At 62.5% G+C, this 17447-nt stretch carries 19 protein-coding genes; 12 read left to right on the forward strand and 7 right to left on the reverse strand.

All coding sequences use genetic code 11. The annotated features are described in order from the left end of the window. Positions 1-165 precede the first annotated feature (165 nt). Both E3U23_RS06080 and E3U23_RS06085 read right to left on the reverse strand, forming a co-directional pair. Complete coding sequence (locus tag E3U23_RS06080) at positions 166-1083, reverse strand: oxidoreductase (RefSeq protein WP_279350334.1); 918 nt, start codon at positions 1081-1083, stop codon at positions 166-168. Then, positions 1080-1706 carry a ribonuclease HII gene (locus E3U23_RS06085; RefSeq protein WP_279350335.1) on the reverse strand — a complete coding sequence of 209 codons (627 nt, stop codon included), beginning with the start codon at positions 1704-1706 and terminating at the stop codon, positions 1080-1082. The genes E3U23_RS06080 and E3U23_RS06085 overlap by 4 nt, the downstream gene beginning before the upstream one ends. Here E3U23_RS06085 and E3U23_RS06090 point away from each other — a divergent pair. The 6 genes from E3U23_RS06090 to E3U23_RS06115 all read left to right on the forward strand — a co-directional run bounded on the left by E3U23_RS06090 (position 1705) and on the right by E3U23_RS06115 (position 6549). Beyond that, entirely contained in the window at positions 1705-2898 is a 1194-nt protein-coding gene (locus tag E3U23_RS06090; RefSeq protein ID WP_279350336.1) for a PQQ-dependent sugar dehydrogenase, read from the forward strand. The two genes, E3U23_RS06085 and E3U23_RS06090, sit on opposite strands and share 2 nt — an antisense overlap. 50 nt (positions 2899-2948) lie before the next feature. Then, positions 2949-3470 (forward strand): GNAT family N-acetyltransferase, encoded by a 522-nt coding sequence (locus E3U23_RS06095; protein ID WP_279350337.1) that lies wholly within the window; start codon positions 2949-2951, stop codon positions 3468-3470. Between the two features lie 39 nt (positions 3471-3509). Continuing rightward, on the forward strand, positions 3510-4058 hold the full coding sequence (locus tag E3U23_RS06100; protein ID WP_279350338.1) for a DUF1285 domain-containing protein: 549 nt from the start codon (positions 3510-3512) through the stop codon (positions 4056-4058). Then, positions 4055-4645, forward strand: coding sequence for a CoA pyrophosphatase (locus tag E3U23_RS06105; RefSeq protein WP_279350339.1), 591 nt, complete (start codon positions 4055-4057; stop codon positions 4643-4645). The genes E3U23_RS06100 and E3U23_RS06105 overlap by 4 nt, the downstream gene beginning before the upstream one ends. 13 nt (positions 4646-4658) lie before the next feature. After that, entirely contained in the window at positions 4659-5846 is a 1188-nt protein-coding gene (locus E3U23_RS06110; RefSeq protein WP_279350340.1) for a CCA tRNA nucleotidyltransferase, read from the forward strand. Positions 5847-5970: 124 nt separating this feature from the next. Continuing rightward, entirely contained in the window at positions 5971-6549 is a 579-nt protein-coding gene (locus tag E3U23_RS06115; protein ID WP_279350341.1) for a hypothetical protein, read from the forward strand. A gap of 96 nt (positions 6550-6645) precedes the next feature. Here E3U23_RS06115 and parC read toward each other — a convergent pair whose 3' ends face one another. Continuing rightward, complete coding sequence (gene parC, locus E3U23_RS06120; protein ID WP_279350342.1) at positions 6646-8943, reverse strand: DNA topoisomerase IV subunit A; 2298 nt, start codon at positions 8941-8943, stop codon at positions 6646-6648. Positions 8944-9084: 141 nt separating this feature from the next. Here parC and E3U23_RS06125 point away from each other — a divergent pair, with 141 nt between their 5' ends. The 3 genes from E3U23_RS06125 (at position 9085) to E3U23_RS06135 (ending at position 12540) form a co-directional block, all read left to right on the forward strand. Then, the gene (locus tag E3U23_RS06125; protein ID WP_279350343.1) at positions 9085-9639 is read left to right on the forward strand and encodes a type 1 glutamine amidotransferase domain-containing protein; all 555 of its coding nucleotides are present in this window, start codon (positions 9085-9087) and stop codon (positions 9637-9639) included. Positions 9640-9927: 288 nt separating this feature from the next. Beyond that, on the forward strand, positions 9928-10785 hold the full coding sequence (locus tag E3U23_RS06130; protein WP_279350344.1) for a DUF4349 domain-containing protein: 858 nt from the start codon (positions 9928-9930) through the stop codon (positions 10783-10785). A gap of 66 nt (positions 10786-10851) precedes the next feature. Then, positions 10852-12540 (forward strand): mechanosensitive ion channel family protein, encoded by a 1689-nt coding sequence (locus tag E3U23_RS06135; protein WP_279350345.1) that lies wholly within the window; start codon positions 10852-10854, stop codon positions 12538-12540. Between the two features lie 2 nt (positions 12541-12542). Here the strand turns inward: E3U23_RS06135 and E3U23_RS06140 are convergent, their stop codons facing one another. From E3U23_RS06140 to E3U23_RS06150, 3 genes are read right to left on the reverse strand one after another with little or no spacing between them, the layout of a single operon-like run. Then, on the reverse strand, positions 12543-12872 hold the full coding sequence (locus tag E3U23_RS06140; protein WP_279350346.1) for a 2Fe-2S iron-sulfur cluster-binding protein: 330 nt from the start codon (positions 12870-12872) through the stop codon (positions 12543-12545). After that, positions 12869-13945: a cysteine desulfurase family protein gene (locus E3U23_RS06145; RefSeq protein WP_279350347.1), complete on the reverse strand. Its 1077-nt coding sequence runs from the start codon at positions 13943-13945 to the stop codon at positions 12869-12871. Before E3U23_RS06145 ends, E3U23_RS06140 begins: the two co-directional genes overlap by 4 nt. Before the next feature lie 47 nt (positions 13946-13992). Then, complete coding sequence (locus E3U23_RS06150; RefSeq protein ID WP_431732670.1) at positions 13993-15027, reverse strand: cysteine desulfurase family protein; 1035 nt, start codon at positions 15025-15027, stop codon at positions 13993-13995. Between the two features lie 179 nt (positions 15028-15206). Between E3U23_RS06150 and E3U23_RS06155 the strand changes: the two genes are divergently transcribed. Continuing rightward, on the forward strand, positions 15207-15863 hold the full coding sequence (locus E3U23_RS06155; protein WP_279350349.1) for an alpha/beta hydrolase: 657 nt from the start codon (positions 15207-15209) through the stop codon (positions 15861-15863). 136 nt (positions 15864-15999) lie between these two features. Then, complete coding sequence (locus E3U23_RS06160; RefSeq protein ID WP_279350350.1) at positions 16000-16692, forward strand: energy transducer TonB; 693 nt, start codon at positions 16000-16002, stop codon at positions 16690-16692. A gap of 3 nt (positions 16693-16695) precedes the next feature. Here E3U23_RS06160 and E3U23_RS06165 read toward each other — a convergent pair whose 3' ends face one another. Beyond that, a complete protein-coding gene (locus E3U23_RS06165) occupies positions 16696-16905 on the reverse strand; it encodes a hypothetical protein (protein ID WP_279350351.1) in 210 nt (69 codons plus the stop codon). Between the two features lie 119 nt (positions 16906-17024). Here E3U23_RS06165 and E3U23_RS06170 point away from each other — a divergent pair, with 119 nt between their 5' ends. Continuing rightward, positions 17025-17432 carry a DUF3597 domain-containing protein gene (locus E3U23_RS06170; RefSeq protein ID WP_279350352.1) on the forward strand — a complete coding sequence of 136 codons (408 nt, stop codon included), beginning with the start codon at positions 17025-17027 and terminating at the stop codon, positions 17430-17432. Positions 17433-17447: the final 15 nt, after the last annotated feature.

A 17447-nucleotide genomic window follows, 5' to 3' on the forward strand; every position in this document is an offset into this window, starting at 1 on the left:
GTTATCCACAGGGTGAGTCCAAATGGATGCGGGGTCAAGCAACTTGTCGGCTGCCTATCGAAGCAGGCGGTCGTAAGGCGCGCAGCAAGCTCAAGATGTTGAGTCCGCACACGCTCGGCGGACTCGATATCTTGCGTGTGTTGCGCGGAAGACTCGCTTCGGCGCTCAGCCGTTTGCGGGATCGAGGCCGGGATCGATCCCCGTCAATTCGACCGATTTCGCCCAGAGGCGCGCGGCGAGCAGTTCGTCCTTCGCGGTGTCGGTCGCGATCGCTCGGCCCGAGGTGGTGCCGCTCATTTCCCGGAAGCCGTAGGGGCCATAATAGTCCCCGCCTTCGGCCTCGGGGTCGGTCGCCGCCTGCAGGGCCGGCAGCGCGCCCTGTGCGGCGGAATTCAGCGCCAGACCGACGATCGGATTGAACACCTTGCCCACCACGCCGAGGTGGCGCGTCAGGTCGGTCTGGGCGATGCCGGGATGGCAGGCGATGGACTTCACCGGCGAACCCGCCGCGCGTAGCCTGCGATCGAGTTCGAGGGCAAACAGCAGGTCGGCGAGCTTGCTCTGGCCATAGAACTTCTGCTTGCCGTAGCCATGGGTCGCATCGAGATTGTCGAAGTCGATCTTCGCACCCTTGTGCGCGATCGAGGACTGGGTGACCACCCGTGCTCCGCCGTTCTCGGCCAGCTTGTCGAGCAGCAATCCGACGAACGCGAAATGGCCAAGATGATTGACGGCGAATTGCTGCTCCACGCCCATCTTGTGACCCAGCGGCGGCATCATGATGCCGGCATTGTCGATCAGCATGTCGATCCGCTCGTACCCCTTCGCTTCGTCCGCCGCATCGCGGACGGAAGCAAGATTGCCGAGGTCGAGATGGAGGTAGGCGAGATCGGCCTGTTCGGGTCCGCTCTTGATGGCCTCCATCGCGGCTTGCGCCTTGTCGCCATCGCGGCAGGCCAGCACGACCGTGGCGCCCTTTCGCGCAAGGCCACGCGCGATCTCCAGCCCGATCCCGGTATTGGCACCGGTGACGATCGCGGTCCTGCCGCGCTGCTCGGGTATATCGGAAAAGGCAAAACTCACGCGAACATCTCCATCTGCGCGACCGGCGCAAAGCTGCGGCGGTGCAGCGGGCTCGGTCCGTATGTTCGCAATGCTTCGAGATGCTCGGCCGTTCCGTAACCGGCATTGCGCTCCCACCCGTAATGCGGATGAGCGGCGGCGGCTTCGCGCATCATCCGATCGCGGTGTTCCTTGGCCAGGATGGAGGCCGCGCCGATACATTTCTCGCGTGCATCCCCGCCGACGATCGGTCGGGCGGGCCAGCGCCATTCGGGGCGGCGGCCATGCGGCGTTAGGTTGCCGTCGACCAGCACGCCATCGGGGTCGCAGCCCAGCGCCTCGACCAGGCGCGATACGGCAAGCGTCATCGCCAGCATGGTCGCGCCGAAGATGTTGAGGCGATCGATCTCGTCCACCTCGACCACGCCGATGCCCCAGGCACAGCGGCGCTTGATCACCGGTTCGAGTTCGGCGCGCACGAGGCGCGAGAGCTTCTTGGAATCGTTCAGCCCGCCGGGGCACGGCTTGCAAAGGACGACGGCTGCGGCCACGACCGGACCGGCCAAGGGTCCGCGCCCCGCCTCGTCCACCCCGACGATCAGTGGCGCGGCACCTAAGCCTTTTTCGGGAGTTGCACAGAACATGAAGAAAATCTCGATCCTTGCCGCCTCTCTATCGCCCCTGTTGCTCGCCGCAAGTTGCGGCTCGACGTCATCGGGGAATAACTCTGTCGCGCCCACTCCCACGACCGGGGGCGGCACGGTGACCGGCGATACGTTCGATGGGGAATTCGCCATCACCGAACACGGCACCTTCGACGAACCGTGGGCCAGCGCTTTCGTACCGGGTACGTCGATGCTGTTCATCACGGAAAGACCCGGCACCGCGAAGATCGTAGACACGCGGAACGGCAATGTGATCGACATAACCGGACTGCCGGTAGTGGATTATGGTGGACAGGGTGGTCTTGGAGACGTCGCCTTCCTGCCAAGCGAAGCGGATCGCGAGACGGCCAATCGCACGATCTATCTCAGCTGGGCGGAAGCGGGCCAAGGCGACACTCGCGGTGCCGTCGTAGGACGCGGACAGTTACTGTGCATTCAAAGCGATAGCTGCTCGATCGAAGGGCTCGAAATTTTGTGGCGGCAGACGCCGAAGGTCACCGGGCGCGGCCATTATTCGCACCGCATCGCCTTCAGCCCGGACGAGCGGTACATGTTCGTCGCCAGCGGCGAGCGGCAGAAGGGCGAACCGGCGCAGGACACGTCGAACACCCTAGGTACCATCGTGCGACTCAATCTCGACGGTACGCCCGCCGCCGGCAATCCGCTGGCCGATCGCGGCAGCCCGAGCGACGAGATTTGGTCGTGGGGCCATCGCAACATTCTTGGCCTCGACTTCGACAGCGAAGGCCGCCTGTGGGAAGTCGAGCACGGCCCCAAAGGCGGCGACGAGCTTAATCTCGTCAAGAAGGGCGCCAATTACGGTTGGCCCGTCCGCTCGAACGGCGTGAATTACGACGGGTCGAACATTCCCGACCACTCGCCGGACGACGGGTTCGAGAAGTTCGTCGTCAACTGGACGCCGGTGATCGCGCCGGGCAACATGGTATTCTACTCCGGCACCCTGTTCCCCGGCTGGAACGGCGACCTCATCATGTCCGGCCTCAAGACCGAGGCGCTGATCCGCGTCGATGTCAACGGCACGCAAGCGAGCGAAGCCGCGCGATACGACATGGGCGAGCGCATCCGGTCGGTGATCGAAGGACCGGATGGCGCACTGTGGGTGCTGGAAGACGGCGAGAACGGTCGCCTGCTCGAACTTCGTCCAGGCTAAGGCGTTCTTGATCGACATGCGCGGTGCGCCGACCTAACGAGCGCGCCGCCATGCCGACCATCGTTCCCCTCTCCGCGATCGACCCGAAACAGATCGAGCAATTGCTCGACGCATCCTTCGGCATCGAACGGCGCGCGCGCACCGCCTATCGCATTCGGCAGGGCGTGACGGCGCTTGACGGATTGAGCTTCGCGGCGCTCGACGACGAAGACTATCTCGCGGGATCGATCCAGCTATGGCCGGTCGCCCTGCTCGATCCGCACAAGCGGCCGCATCCGATGATCATGGTCGGCCCGGTGGCTGTTGCACCCGGCTATCAGAACGAAGGCTATGGCAAGGCGCTCATGGCGGCGAGCCTCGGTGCGGTCGATGCAGGTTTCGAAAGCGGTGCCATGCCGTTGCCGCTGGTGATGATCGGCGACCCGGAATATTACGCACGCTGGAACTTCACCGCGCAGCACACCGCCGGCTGGACCTGCCCCGGCCCGTTCGATCCCGAACGCCTGCTGGTCCGCACCGCCAATCCGGCGATCCTGCCTGCGGAAGGCATTCTGGGTCCTTGGCGTATGTAACCCGTTGCACCTCGGCATGGCGCGCTCCAGATAGTAAGCATGGTCTATACCCCGCCCCCCGAACTCGCCGGTTTGTCGCTCGCCGAAATCGCAGAGCAGGTGGCTCAGCGCAAACTGCCACCCGTCGAACAATGGGATCCTCAGCAGAGCGGCGACAGCCACATGTGCATCGCGGCGGATGGCACGTGGTATCACGAAGGCTCGCCCATAAAACGGCAGGCGATGGTTCGCGCGTTTTCCGGCCTGCTGCGGCGCGAGGGGGACAGCGGATACTGGCTCGTTACCCCGTTCCAGAAGCTGTCGATCGAAGTCGAGGATGCCTGTTTCCAGGCCGTCGATGTTTCGCGCAAGGACGGCGATCTCGCATTCCGATTGAATACCGACGATCTCGTGGTCGCTGGCTCGGACAACTCCCTGCGCGCGTCGGGCGATCCGGACCAGCCGGCCCTCTACCTTCACGTGCGCCGCGGATGCGAAGCCCGGTTGAACCGTTCGACCTACGAGCAACTGGCGCAGATCGCGCTCGAGGAAAGCGAGCACTGGACAGTGACGAGCGGCGGCAAAACCTTTGCGCTTCGGCCCGAATGAGCGATGTGTTCGATCGGCTGAAGGTCCTGTTCGACGAGGGTCATGCCGCCGACCTTCCCGACCTTCTTACCGATGCCTCCTTCGCTGACGCGGACCGGACCGCCGATGCCGCCGTGCTGATCGCGGTGACGGAGCGCGAGGAACCCGGCGTGCTCCTCACCCAGCGCCCCAGGACCATGCGCGATCATCCCGGGCAGGTGGCTTTCCCCGGCGGCAAGCTGGAGCCGGGGGAAGCTGCGACCGAAGCCGCCTTACGCGAAGCTGAGGAGGAACTCGGCATTCGGCCCGCCGACGTCCGTATGATCGGCACGACCGACCGCTATCAGACCGGCACCGGCTTCGACATCACGCCGGTGCTCGCCACGATCCCCGCCGATCTCGTCATCCGCCCCGATCCCCGCGAGGTCGAAAGCTGGTTCGAGATGCCGCTGGCCCTTCTGCTCGATCGCACGCGCTGGCAGCAAAACAGCGTGTTCTGGAAAGGCGCTTGCCGCCATTATTATGAGATGGACTACGAAGGCTACCGCGTATGGGGCGTGACAGCAGCGATCTGTCACAACCTTTCGCGGCGCCTCGCGTGGGTCTAGTCCCTCTTTGCGTATGACAGCTTCTCTACCTCAATCCCCCTGGACCCAGCGCGACGATCTTGCCGCGCTGATGGCTGCGCTTGGGAAGGGCAAGGCGCGCTATGTGGGCGGGGCGGTGCGCGATACCCTGCTCGGCAAGGCCATCCACGATATCGACTGCGCGACCGTCCTGATGCCTAATGCGGTTATCGAACGATGCACGGCCGCGGGTATCAAGACCGTGCCGACCGGGATCGATCACGGCACGGTGACGGCGGTTCTGCCGCAAGGCAATGTCGAGATCACCACATTGCGCCGAGATGTCTCGACCGACGGACGCCGCGCAACCGTGACTTACGCCGCCGAATGGCACGAAGATGCCGCGCGGCGCGACTTCACGATCAATGCCCTCTATGCCGATCCGGAGACGCTGGAGATCGCAGATTTCTTCGGCGGTCTTGAAGACCTGGCCGCCCACCGGGTTCGGTTCATCGGCAATGCCGCCGAACGCATTCGCGAAGACCACTTGCGCATCCTGCGCTATTTTCGCTTCCAGGCGCGGTTCGGCGATACGCCGGACCCGGACGCGATCGAGGCCTGCCGCAACCTTGCGCACACGCTGAAAGGGCTAAGCCGCGAACGGATTGCGATGGAACTGCTTGCGATCCTCGCTCTGCCGACACCCGTCGACACCATCGTGCTGATGCGCAAGCTCGGGGTCCTTCCCGTGATCCTCCCAGAAGCGACTGACCGCACTATTGACGTTCTGAAAAAACTTATTGCACAGGAACTGAGCGAAAGCGTCGCGGCGAACCCGATCCGCCGCCTCGGTGCACTCCTCCCCCCGATCTCGAACATTTGTGAAGCCGTCGCTGCACGTTTGCGTTTATCGAAGCAGCATCGAAACCGATTGATGTGTATCGCCGAACGAACGTCCGCCGATAGCAGTGATCCGCGCGCATTGGCTTACCGGACAGGTATGGAGTGTGCGCAGGACCGCTTGCTCATTCTGGGAGAAAGCCTCGCGCCGTTTTCCGGATGGTCAGTACCCAAATTCCCCCTCAACGGAGGTCGCATCGTGGAACGCGGCATTGCGGCGGGGCCCCAGGTCGCCAAAACGATGCGCGAGGTGGAAGCGAGGTGGGTTGATGAGGGTTTCCCCGATGAGCCCCGCATCGCCGAGTTACTCGACGAAGTTTTGGCGCAGCGCAGCACCGTTTGATCGCCTTGAAATGCGCCTTCATCCACGCTTAAGCTGCGACGCAGCATAACATTTTGGCGTTTCAAGCATATCAATCGCTCGTCGCGTGATGTGCATCCCCCTCAAGTAACTTGGAGAGAATTACGTGAAATTCGTTAAACTTGCTGTTGCCTCCCTCGCCCTGGCCGCCACCCCTGCCCTCGCGCAGAGCGGCGTTACTGTCGGTTCGACGGTTTACGGACCGGAAGGCAATCAGGTTGGCACGATCGTGTCGGTAGAAAACGGTCAGGCCGTTCTCGACACTGGCAAGCATAAGGTGCCGCTCGCGCTCAATATGTATGGAGAGGGCGAAAACGGCCCGACCATCACCGTCACCAAGATGCAGATCGATACGATGGTCGATCAGCAGCTTGCCCAATCCGCTGCTGCACGTGATGCCGCTCTCGTCGAAGGCGCGAGCGTGATGGATGCCAATAACGAGCCGATCGGTACCATTCTCGAAATCAACGGCGACAATGTCATTATCGCTCGTGGCGACGATGAGATGGACAAGGTCACGCTACTGCGTGAATATTTCGATGCTGGCGATCAGGGTTTGAAGGCACGTTTGACCAATGCCCAGATCGATGCGGCGATGAACGGCGGAGCGGCGGCACCTGCCGCCACTGCAGCCGATGCGGAAGCGAATGCCGAAGCCGCGGCTTCGGATACCGACGCCCTGTAAGAAGGTTTCGCCCCCGACGGGACTTCGGGGGGTCGATTGAAAGCCGGGAGCGGGCTGCCGCTTCCGGCTTTTTTCGTGCCGTTGGCCTGTCCCGCCTTAGTCGAACGTATTGTCGCGCGGGAAGCCTTGCGGCGGCATTCGGCCCGCACCGCCACGTGCGACCTTCCATTGCCACATCTCGTTCTCGGTCCGGGTGCGGCCTTCCTTGCCGCCCATCGTCCAGCTTAGCCCCTCTTCCAGCGTAAAAGTCGTCGCGTCGGACAGCCCGCCGTCGCGATAGCTTTGCAGCTTGACGCCTTGGCCCTTGGCAAGGGTCGGCAGCTCCTCGAGATTGAAGACGACGAGCTTGCGATTCTCGCCCACCACCGCGACATGGTCATGGCTTTCGTCGATTACTTTCGCCACGCGCAGCTTCGCATCGCCGCGCAGAGTAACCACCTGCCGCCCCTTGCGGGTTTCGGCGAGGAGATCGTCGGTCGCGGTGGAAAATCCCTTGCCGGTGTCGGCAGCGAGCAGAACGCGCCGGCCCTCCTTGTGCGGAATGGCAGCGATGATGTTCGCGCTAGTCTCGATATCGAGCGTGTTGCGAACCGGCTCGCCGAAACCGCGGCCGCCGGGTAATTTGTCGGCCCCTAATGTGAAGAACCGCCCCTTGTCGGTCGCCAGCAGGATTTTGTCGGTTGTCTGCGCATGAAGCACGAAAGCGGGGCCGTCGCCTTCCTTATACTTGAAGTCCTGATCCAGCGGCAGATGCCCCTTAGCCCCGCGCACCCAGCCTTTCTGGCTTAGGATGACGGTGACCGGTTCTTTCTCGATCATCGCATCCATGCTGAATTCGACCGTCGGTTCGGCCTCCGCGATGGTCGTGCGCCGCTTGCCGAGCGCGGTATCTTCGCCATACTCCTTGCGCAGCTTGTTCAGGTCGCGCTTCAGCCGGGTGCGCTGGCGGGCGGGCGAACCGAGAAGCTTTTCAAGTTCGTCCTGCTCCTTAAGCAGATCGTCCTTCTCCTGCCGCAACTGCATTTCTTCCAGCTTGCGCAAGGATCGCAGCCGCATGTTGAGGATCGCCTCAGCCTGCCGATCGGTCAGCTCGAACTCGGCCATCATGATCGGCTTCGGCTCGTCCTCGGTGCGGATGATCTCGATCACCCGGTCGAGATTGAGGTAGGCAGCGATATAGCCTTCGACCAGCTCCAGCCGCCGCGCAATCTGCTCGAGCCGGTGCCGGCTGCGGCGCTGGAGAATGTCGATCTGGCTGGCGATCCAGTTCGACAGAACCTCGTGCAGGCCCATCACGATCGGCGTGCGGGTGGCGTCTAAAACGTTGAGGTTCAGCCCGAAGCGCGTTTCCATGTCGGTCAGCTTGTAAATGCTTTCCTTTAGCAATTCGGGATCGATATTGCGGCTGCGCGGGACCAGTACGATACGGATCTGCTCGTCGCTCTCGTCGCGCACATCTTCCAGGATCGGCAATTTGCGATCGCCGATGGACGCGGCGATCTGCTCGATTAGCTTGCCCTTCTGCACCTGATACGGAACCTCGCTGATGACGAGCTGCCACTGCCCGCCGCCCAAGCGCTCGATCCCCGCCTCCCGATCTTCGGCCCGGGCCGCTTCCGCTGCATGGAACCGCCCGCGCACCCGGAAGCTGCCGCGCCCGGTCTCGTAAGCCGCGCTAATCGTCGCGGCGCTTTCGGGTACGACGCCGCCTGTCGCGAAGTCCGGCCCCTTGAACAGTTCCATCAGACGCGCGTGCTCGACATGCGGGTTGTCGATTACCTCCAGCGTCGCATCGACGATTTCGGCAACGTTGTGCGAGGGGATATTGGTCGCCATGCCGACCGCGATGCCGCTGGCCCCGTTGGCAAGCAGGTTGGGAAACAGGCCGGGGAAGATTTCCGGCTCCTGCTCCTCGCCGTTATAGGTCGGGATGAACTCGACCGTGCCTTCGTCCAATCCTTCCATCAGGCGCAGCGCGGTGCGGGTTAGGCGAGCCTCAGTATAGCGGTAGGCGGCGGCGTTATCGCCGTCGATATTGCCGAAATTGCCCTGCCCCTCGACCAGCGGATAGCGCAGCGCGAAATCCTGCGCGAGGCGGACCATCGCATCGTACACGCTGGCATCGCCATGCGGGTGGTACTTGCCGATCACATCGCCCACTACGCGGGCGGATTTCTTGAACGCGTCGGTCGGGTTGAGCTTCAGCTGCCGCATCGCCCATAACAGACGGCGATGGACCGGCTTTAGCCCGTCGCGCAGATCTGGCAGCGAGCGCGCGGTGATCGTGGACAGCGCATAGACGAGATAGCGTTCGGACAGGGCGGCATCGAACGGTGAATCAACGATGGCGTCAAACGGATCGGGCTCTGCGGTGTCGGTATCGGGCACTGTCATTCAACCATGAATTGTCATGAAAGCCGGATGCGATCGGCTTTCTCGCGCCCCGCCCTATCATCGCCACGCTCCGGCTAACAGAGCGGAACACTGTCCCTCCCCCATCCGTTATCGGAACAACACGTAATCAAGGAGCTAGCTATGACCAAAGTAATGATCCTCGCCACCAACGGCTTCGAACAATCCGAACTTTTCAAGCCCAAGGCGAACCTGGAAGAGGCCGGAATCGAGACCGAGGTCGTCAGTCTCGAAGCTGGAGACATCAAGGCCTGGGATGAGGACGATTGGGGCAAAACCATAAAGGTCGACAAAACGCTCGACAGCGTTTCGAACTGCGATGGCTATGATGCGCTGTTGCTGCCGGGCGGCCAGATCAATCCCGATCTCCTACGCGTCAACGAGCGTGCCGTTGCCATCGTCAAGGAATTCAACATGGCGGGCAAACCGATCGCGGCCATCTGCCATGCGCCGTGGCTGCTGATCGAAGCGGGCATCGTTCAGGGCAAGACCGCGACCTGCTACAAGTCGATCCGTACCGATCTGAAGAATGCCGGTGCAAATGTGGTCGACCAGGAAGTCGCGAAGGATGGCAACATCATCACCAGCCGCAACCCAGACGACATTCCGGCCTTCTCGAAGGCGCTCATCGAGGCGCTCGGCCAGACGGCCAAGAAGGATGCGATGGAAACCGCATAAACTTCGAAATTTCAACAAATTGTGAGCCCTGCTGGAGCAATCCGGCGGGGCATTTTTGTGCTTCCCGTAAGTCTCAATTTCATATGAGATCGTATCTGCGAACTTACCGTTTGCGAATGAGGCGAAATTGTGTCTTAGTTGTGTTTCAAATAAGGCATAGGAGTGAGCAGGATGCGTACAGGGTATTGGCTTGCCGGGATAATACTGCTGGGCACAACGGGTTGCAGCGACAGTTGAGAAAGCGCGAGCGTCGAACATGTAACTACCGTCGATGCCGCGGAATCCGATATGGCGCCGCCCAACGAATTCGGCTTAATGGAAGCCGGCGAGCAGGGTGCGTTCAACCGCGCGGCGCCGCCTATTCCGCCAGCGGTGCCTCGCACTGCTGGTAGGGACCTCCCTGTGTCAGGTGCGATTGCCACCAGCCTGCCGCAAATAGCTTATGCATTCGCATACGGGTTCCGCGTCCCCGCAGACACGATACGTCCTCTACAGGAACGCCATGCCGATATGTGCGAAGCCAAGGGTCCCCAAGTCTGCCGGATCGTATCTATGGATTCTGGCGAGCGCGAGGGGGATTACGCTTATGGCAATCTGAGCATCGCGGTGGCCAGCGATCAAGCGCGCCAGTTCGGCAAAGCGCTAACGGCGGCGAGCGGACAGATGGACGGCGAGCTCACCTCGTCCTCGATACAGGGCGAGGATTTGTCCAAGCGGATCGTGGATACGGAGGCCCGGTTACGTGCTCGCACCGTTTTGCGCGATCGGCTGATGGAAGTGCTGCGCAATCGTAGCGGGACGGTCGCCGAACTGGTCGAGGCCGAACGCGGCGTGGCACAGGTGAACGAGGAGATCGACCAAGCGCGCAGCTGGCTTGCCGAAATGCGTGGGCGCGTCGCCTACAGCACCATGACGCTGGAATACGAAGCCGGTGCGCCCAGCCAAGGCGGTTTCGTCGATCCGATCCGCAACGCCCTTGGCTCGCTCGCCTCGATCTTCGGCAATCTCATTGCCTTTCTACTGATCGTGGTAACCGTGCTCCTGCTGGTCGGCTTGCTGCTGTGGGGCGGCATCCGCGCATTCCGCAAGATCAATACGATTGGCGGAAATGCATGGATACGTGAGCCGGATGCCACCGAAACCTGAACCTCCCTCCTCGCGACGCGGCGCTTACGGTTTGGACCTACCCGCTTGCCTATGCATTGTGTCGCCATGGGGAGAACAATCATCGGTCGCCTGCTGTCGCTCGTCATCCTGTGCCTTACGTTTGTCGTCGCGCCGATGGCGAGCGCGCAGTCGCGTGAGATCGCGCAGGATAGCGAGCCGTTCGTCTACCAGATCGAGCGGCTCGACAATCAGTCCGGCTTAGCCACGCCGCTCGATCTCGATACCCCGCGCGGCCTGATGGAAACCTTCCTCGAAGCAGGTGAGGCCAAGGACTGGAACCGCGCCGCCGCTGCGCTAGACATGGCGAATATGCGGGGCGGGGACGCATCGGCGCGCGAACTGGCCGCCCAGCTTTACGACCTCATCCACCGCAGCGTGCCGATCGACTGGGCGGCGCTGCCTGATCGGCCCGACGCCGTCGATACGCAGACCAGCAGCAAGGACCCGATGGCGGGCGTGGCCCGTCGCTCCATCACCGTCGGCAATCTCGACTTGCCGAACCGCCCGGTGACCATCCGCATCGCGCGGGTGCAGGCGCCGGACGGCGAACCGGTGTGGGTGTTCAGTCGTCAGACGGTCGCCAACGTTCCTGTGCTTTATGCCGAATACGGGCCGACCGCGTTCGAGAAATCTTTGCCGCCCCTCCTTCGCCAGCAGGCGTTCTGGACGCTCGCATGGTGGGAAGTGATCGCCCTGCCCCTGATCCTGCTGCTATCCGCTTTCGCTGCCGCGCTGACCTATCTCGCGATCAAGCGCTGGCGGCGACACAACAGGAAGGACAGTCAGGAATTCGGCATCCTGCAGGCAGTGCATCTGCCTGCCACTCTACTCGCGTTCGCCGGGACCTTTGCCCTTATCCGGGCAACCTTCTTCAAGTTATCGGGTCCGGTGAAGGATCTCCTCGACCCCTTGCAGCTCGTTCTTGTCATAGCGGCAGTCCTCGGCGTCGCCCTCGCGATCATCGAGGCGATGTTCGATTTCGCCACCGATCGGCGCACCGACGAGCTGGAGGCGCCGGACAATAGCGAAGACCGCGATTTCTATACCAAGATGAGCGCGATCCGCCGGATCGTCACGGCTCTGCTGATGCTTGCTGCCGTCGGATTCCTGCTCGTCGCCAGCAGTCTTTCCAGCACGCTCGGCTTCTCGATCCTTGCGGGGGCGGGTGTGCTCGGCCTCGTCCTTGCCTTTGCCGCGCGAAAGGTACTGGGCGACATCATGGCGAGCGTGCAGATCGCCTTCGCCCAGAGCGCCCGGATTGGCGATGCCGTCTATTACGACGACCAGTGGTGCTATGTCGAAAAGATCGGATTCACCCACCTGCGCCTGCGCACCTGGGACGAGCGGCGGGTGATCGCGCCTGTCAGCGCCTTCACCAGCGAAAGCTTCGAGAACTGGACGAAGAAGGATCCGAGCCTGATGATGCATGTCGAGCTCGAGCTCGACAATCGAGCCGACGTCGAGGCCTTGCGGGGACCGTTCCGCGAATTCGTCGAGAGCGACGAGGACGTCATCGATCCGGACGATGCGAAATGCGAAGTGGTCGGGCAGAATGCGCGGGCAATGGTGGTGCGTTTCATGGCTCGTTCGACCGATCCAAAGGCAGGCTGGTCGATGCATTGCCGGTTGCGCGAAAGGATGCTGGCGGTGGCGGCCGAACTCGATGCGGCGGCAGGTAACGAATCCTCACCCGCCTACCTGCCGCGGGAGCGCGAGGTGCGGATGGACGCCTAGGCCTAGCCCCGCCGCATGTCGTAGCTTTCAGAGGGTATCTCGACTGCGAGGCCATCCAGCGCTTCGTTCAATACGATCTGGCACGAAAGCCGGCTGGTACGGCGCACGCCTGCGGCAAGGTCGAGCATGTCCTCTTCCTCCTCGCTCGCTTCGGCCAATCGGTCGAACCACTCGGCGGCGACAACCACGTGACAGGTCGAACAGGCCATCTGCCCCTCACACGTACCTTCGAGCGGCATTCCGGCGCGCTGGGCGGCGCGGAGCAGGCTTTCGCCAACCTCGCCTTCGGCGGCGACCGTATCGCCCTCCGGCGTGACGAAAGCGAGCTTCATAGCCCCTGCGCCTTCGCTGCGTCGTTGATCTGGCGGCCCGCATCCTCGATCTCGTCCAGCGTGGTGTAGCGCCCGAAGCCCAGCCGGATGGAACTTTTCGCCTGCTTGTCCGACAAGCCGATGGCCTTGAGCACATGGCTCGGCCGGCCAGACCCGCTGGCGCAGGCGGATCCAGCGGAGAACATCACATCGCGCACCTCGCTCATCAACCGGTTCACGTCGAGCCCCTTGCGCCGGAGGTTGAGATTGCCATGCCAGCGCGCCTCGGCGCTTCCGTTAATCGTCCAGCCGTCGAAAATTTCGCGCGCCCGAGCCCATAGTTTTTCCACGTGCTCGGCATCGCGTTCCATCCGCTCTTTCGCTTCCTTCGCGGCCGCGCCCATCCCGGCGATCAGCGCCGGGCTCAAAGTTCCGGAGCGCATGCCGAATTCCTGCCCGCCGCCGGTCTGTACCTCGGCAAGCTCAAGCCCCTCGCGCACCCACAGCGCACCGACGCCTTTCGGCCCATGGAACTTGTGTGCGCTGATCGCGATCATGTCGGCCATCATCACCTCGATCCGGCCAAAGGCCTGCACTGCGTCGCAGAAGAACAACGCGTTGTTCTCTTTCGCCTTTCGATGCCATTCGACGGTCGGCTGGATGGTTCCGATCTCGTTATTGACCTCCATGACGCAGACGAGGCGGGTGTCGTTCGGGAGATCCTGCCTGACGTTGCACTGCCCGTCTTTGGCGACGTTCAGCACATGGCACTTGCCCGCCGCCTGCGCGGTGTCGAGCACAGCGGCATGTTCGATTGCGGAGACGGAAACCGCGCCCTCCGTTCCACTGCCGCGAATGGCGAGGTTGGCGGCCTCGGTCGCGCCGCCCGTAAAAATAACCTTGCCGCCTGGCGGGAACAGCGCCGCGACCTGCTCGCGCGCGATCTCGACCGCCGCCTTCGCCTGCCGGCCCATGCGATGCGGACTTGCCGGATTGCCGAAGCCCGTACCGCCCGGCCCATCGAGCCAGCGGAGCATCGCGTCGCGCGCTTCGGGGGCGAGGGGAGTGGTAGCCTGGTAATCGAGGTAGATCATCGCACCCCGCCTACCCGCTCACCCAAAGCCTGTCGAACACGAACCTCCTATCTCGGTTTCGCCAGATCCAGCCAGACCTCGCAGAACCGCTCGACCTCGGCGCGGGTCGTGTTCCAGCCGACGCTGACCCGGATAGTGTTCGCCGCGATCTCCGGCTCGACTTGCATGGCTTCGAGCACGCGGCTGGTCTTCATCGTCCCGCTGGAGCACGCGCTGCCTTGGCTGACCGCGATGCCCGCCATGTCGAAACGCATGACCTGCGCTGTGGCAGACATGTTCGGCATGGCGATGGCGCGGATATAAGGGGTGGGGTCCGACAGACCGTCGGAAAGCCAGGTACCGCCCAGCTTGCGGCATTCGTCGGCCAGCGCGTCGAAGGGTTCGAGAATTTCGAAAGCGACGTAGGGGTCCCCGGCATCTTCTAAGGCCGCCGCCATCCCGAGCGCGCCGGGAAGATTCTCGGTCCCCCGCCGGTAGCCACGCTCCTGCCCCCCCGAAGGTTTCAACATTGCATAGTCTTTGACGAGCAGCGCGCCGATGCCAATTGGGCCGCCGAACTTATGTGCTGAGATAAGGGCGAAATCGATGTTTCGAGAAAGCGAAAACTTACCTGCGGACTGAACGCAGTCGACCACGATAAGACTGCCATTCTGATGTACGCATTCGGCGTAATTTTCGATGTCCTGCCGATTTCCGGTTTCAGAATTCACATCTTGAATCGCAACCAACCGGCGATTTTCAATATGTCTACGCGCATGATGCGAAGGCTCGACGGAAAGCCGATCCAACGCTTCTACATCGAGCGCCCCACTCGCATCAGCGGGAATTTCCACCAAGCCGCGGTCGCGGGCGAATCCATGAATACAGTCGTGCTCTACTGCGCTGACGACTTCATTAAGAACGTCAGCAGAATCGAACACCAATAAAGCCGCCTCGCTCGCCCCGCTGGTGAAGATCAGCTCTCCATCCCATCCAAGCGCTTCCTTGATCCGTTCACGCGCATCTTCCAGCGCGGCGCGCGCTTTGCGGCCTTCCGCGTGGGGCGAGCTGGGATTGGCCCATAGCGCGAAGCCTTCTTCCATCGCCCGGCGCGCTTCGGGGCGCAGCGGCGAGGTGGCTGCATGGTCGAGATAGATGCGGTCCGGAATGAGACGTGCCTTAAACAATTGCGAAATACGCGCACAACACTATATAGCGCGCGACCTTGCGCAAGGGGCGTTGCCCCCTGTGCCGCCAGACATTCTACCGACAGGATTGCTTCATGCCGACCGTGATCTTTCCCGGCCCCGAAGGCCGCCTCGAAGGCCGTTTCTCGCCCGCCCCGCGCCCACGCGCGCCGGTCGCGATGATCTTGCACCCGCACCCGCAGGGCGGCGGCACGATGAACGAACAGATCACGCAGAAGCTGTACAAGGATTTCGTCGATCGCGGCTTTGCCACCCTGCGCTTCAATTTTCGCGGCGTCGGCCGCAGCCAGGGCAGCTTCGACAACGGCATCGGCGAATTGAGCGATGCAGCCAGCGCGCTCGACTGGGTGCAGCAGATCCACCCCGAAGCGCAGGTGACCTGGGTCGCCGGTGTCAGCTTCGGCGCGCTTATCGGCATGCAGCTGCTCATGCGCCGCCCTGAAATACGCGGTTTTCTCTCCATCGGCGCGCCGGCGAGCATGTATGATTTCAGCTTCCTCGCGCCCTGCCCCGCCAGCGGCATCTTCATCCACGGTGCGCAGGATACGGTGGTGCAGCCCAACGCCGTGCAGAAGCTGGTCGACAAGCTGCGCACGCAAAAGCACATCACCATCCATCACGAAGAAATTCCGCGCGCGAACCACTTCTTCGAGAACGAGCAGGACGAGCTTATGGCGGCAGTCGACAATTACCTCGACTTCCGGCTCGATCCGTCCTGCCCGATTACCTGATCTAATCTCGACTGACTTGAGGGGGAGGGATGCCTGTGCCGCGTCCCACCCCTTTATGCATCAATACGACGAATCTTGCTTTATCTGAGTTATGTTGTAACGTGGAAGGAATAATATAACGTTAGAGGAGCCTGATATGTCATATATTGAGCAGTCCAATCGTCCCTCACCCGCTTCGTTGGCGGCGGCCATTGGGGTTCACGCTGGACTGGGCGCCGTCCTTATTGCCGGTCTGACAGTAAGCGGCGTCATCAAACCGCCGGTGGATGACGCTTTTCCGGTTATCGACTTCAAGCTGCCCGAAACCCCACCGCCGCCCGAGCCCGAACCCTCCACGCAGCCGGAGCAGTTCCAAGCTCCGGCAACCAATCCTCCTACCGTCCCGCAACCCAAGTTCAATGTGAACCCGCGACCGACGGACATCCGAACGACCGAATTGATCCTGCCATCCGTACCGACACCGCAGCCGGGACCGATCACCCTCGATCCGCCAGTTCCGCAGCCGCTTCCATCGCCGCGCGACACAGGCGTGGATCCGGTGTCCGCCAAGCCGCGCAACGATCCGGGCGCCTGGCTTCGCGACAGCGATTACAAGAGCAGCTGGGCGCGGCGCGACCTCACCGGTGTTGCACGGTTCCAGCTCGACATTTCGAGGATGGGCACGATTACCGGGTGCCGAGTGACGGGCTCGACCGGACATGGCGAACTCGACAGTGCGACCTGTGCGCTCGTGCAGAAGCGGGCCAAGTTCGAACCGGCGCGCGGTAAGCAAGGCGAGCCGGTTGCCGGTACGTATTCCGGGGCCGTTCGCTGGGAACTCCCTGACTGACCCCTACTCAACGCTCCGTTCGACTTTTTCGAGCGGGGCGGCACCCGATCCATCCGGCAAGGTCCAGATCGCGACATTGACCAAGGCGATCGCTGCGAGGACCACCATCAGCAAGGGTTGCTTTGCGTTGCCCGTGCGACGCCATAGCACAAATGCGCCGGCAACGAGCGCCAATGCCGCAAGGACAGTGATGGAAAGGACGGTCGACAGCATGAACGCCCGTCTTAGCCCTCAAGGCTTTGCGACGAAAGGCCGGAACGCGCGCCGCCCGCACACCGTTGTCGCGCCGTAGGGACGGCGAAAGGTCGCCGTTCGCCATAAGGACTTACGGCATGAGTATCTTCGGAAAGATCAAAGACGCCATTTTCGGCAAGGAGGCGGAAGCAAAACCGGCCCCTCGCCCCGCTCCGACGCGTACCACCCCGGCCCCCGCGCCGTCAGGACAGACGCAGACCGCCCCTCGTTCCCCGCCGCAATCCGATAGTGTAGCGGTCGTCGATGTCGAAAACCATCTCGATGCCATGCCGGGCGCCGACCGATTGAACTGGCGCACATCCATCGTCGACCTGATGAAACTGATCGGCGTTGATTCCGATTACGAGTCGCGCAAAGCACTTGCGGACGAAATGGGTCGCCAGAACTACACCGGCAGCCCCGACGACAATATCTGGCTGCACCGCCGCGTGATGAACCAGCTTGCCGCGAATGGCGGCAAGGTGCCGGCGAGCCTGCGCGATTGATTGACTTGCCGGCAA

The sequence above is a fragment of the Erythrobacter litoralis genome, assembly GCF_029760855.1.
In the GTDB taxonomy this organism is placed as follows: domain Bacteria; phylum Pseudomonadota; class Alphaproteobacteria; order Sphingomonadales; family Sphingomonadaceae; genus Qipengyuania; species Qipengyuania litoralis_A.

Excerpts from the sequence above, each read along its gene's own strand:
- E3U23_RS06105 (WP_279350339.1), top strand. The coding sequence starts at position 4,055 with ATGAGCGATGTGTTCGATCGGCTGAAGGTCCTGTTCGACGAGGGTCAT.
- E3U23_RS06145 (WP_279350347.1), bottom strand. The coding sequence starts at position 13,945 with ATGATCTACCTCGATTACCAGGCTACCACTCCCCTCGCCCCCGAAGCG.
- E3U23_RS06130 (WP_279350344.1), top strand. The coding sequence starts at position 9,928 with ATGGCGCCGCCCAACGAATTCGGCTTAATGGAAGCCGGCGAGCAGGGT.
- E3U23_RS06110 (WP_279350340.1), top strand. The coding sequence starts at position 4,659 with ATGACAGCTTCTCTACCTCAATCCCCCTGGACCCAGCGCGACGATCTT.
- E3U23_RS06090 (WP_279350336.1), top strand. The coding sequence starts at position 1,705 with ATGAAGAAAATCTCGATCCTTGCCGCCTCTCTATCGCCCCTGTTGCTC.
- E3U23_RS06100 (WP_279350338.1), top strand. The coding sequence starts at position 3,510 with ATGGTCTATACCCCGCCCCCCGAACTCGCCGGTTTGTCGCTCGCCGAA.
- E3U23_RS06160 (WP_279350350.1), top strand. The coding sequence starts at position 16,000 with ATGTCATATATTGAGCAGTCCAATCGTCCCTCACCCGCTTCGTTGGCG.
- parC (WP_279350342.1), bottom strand. The coding sequence starts at position 8,943 with ATGACAGTGCCCGATACCGACACCGCAGAGCCCGATCCGTTTGACGCC.
- E3U23_RS06150 (WP_431732670.1), bottom strand. The coding sequence starts at position 15,027 with ATGGAAGAAGGCTTCGCGCTATGGGCCAATCCCAGCTCGCCCCACGCG.
- E3U23_RS06095 (WP_279350337.1), top strand. The coding sequence starts at position 2,949 with ATGCCGACCATCGTTCCCCTCTCCGCGATCGACCCGAAACAGATCGAG.
- E3U23_RS06125 (WP_279350343.1), top strand. The coding sequence starts at position 9,085 with ATGACCAAAGTAATGATCCTCGCCACCAACGGCTTCGAACAATCCGAA.
- E3U23_RS06140 (WP_279350346.1), bottom strand. The coding sequence starts at position 12,872 with ATGAAGCTCGCTTTCGTCACGCCGGAGGGCGATACGGTCGCCGCCGAA.
- E3U23_RS06085 (WP_279350335.1), bottom strand. The coding sequence starts at position 1,706 with ATGTTCTGTGCAACTCCCGAAAAAGGCTTAGGTGCCGCGCCACTGATC.
- E3U23_RS06135 (WP_279350345.1), top strand. The coding sequence starts at position 10,852 with ATGGGGAGAACAATCATCGGTCGCCTGCTGTCGCTCGTCATCCTGTGC.
- E3U23_RS06170 (WP_279350352.1), top strand. The coding sequence starts at position 17,025 with ATGAGTATCTTCGGAAAGATCAAAGACGCCATTTTCGGCAAGGAGGCG.
- E3U23_RS06155 (WP_279350349.1), top strand. The coding sequence starts at position 15,207 with ATGCCGACCGTGATCTTTCCCGGCCCCGAAGGCCGCCTCGAAGGCCGT.
- E3U23_RS06165 (WP_279350351.1), bottom strand. The coding sequence starts at position 16,905 with ATGCTGTCGACCGTCCTTTCCATCACTGTCCTTGCGGCATTGGCGCTC.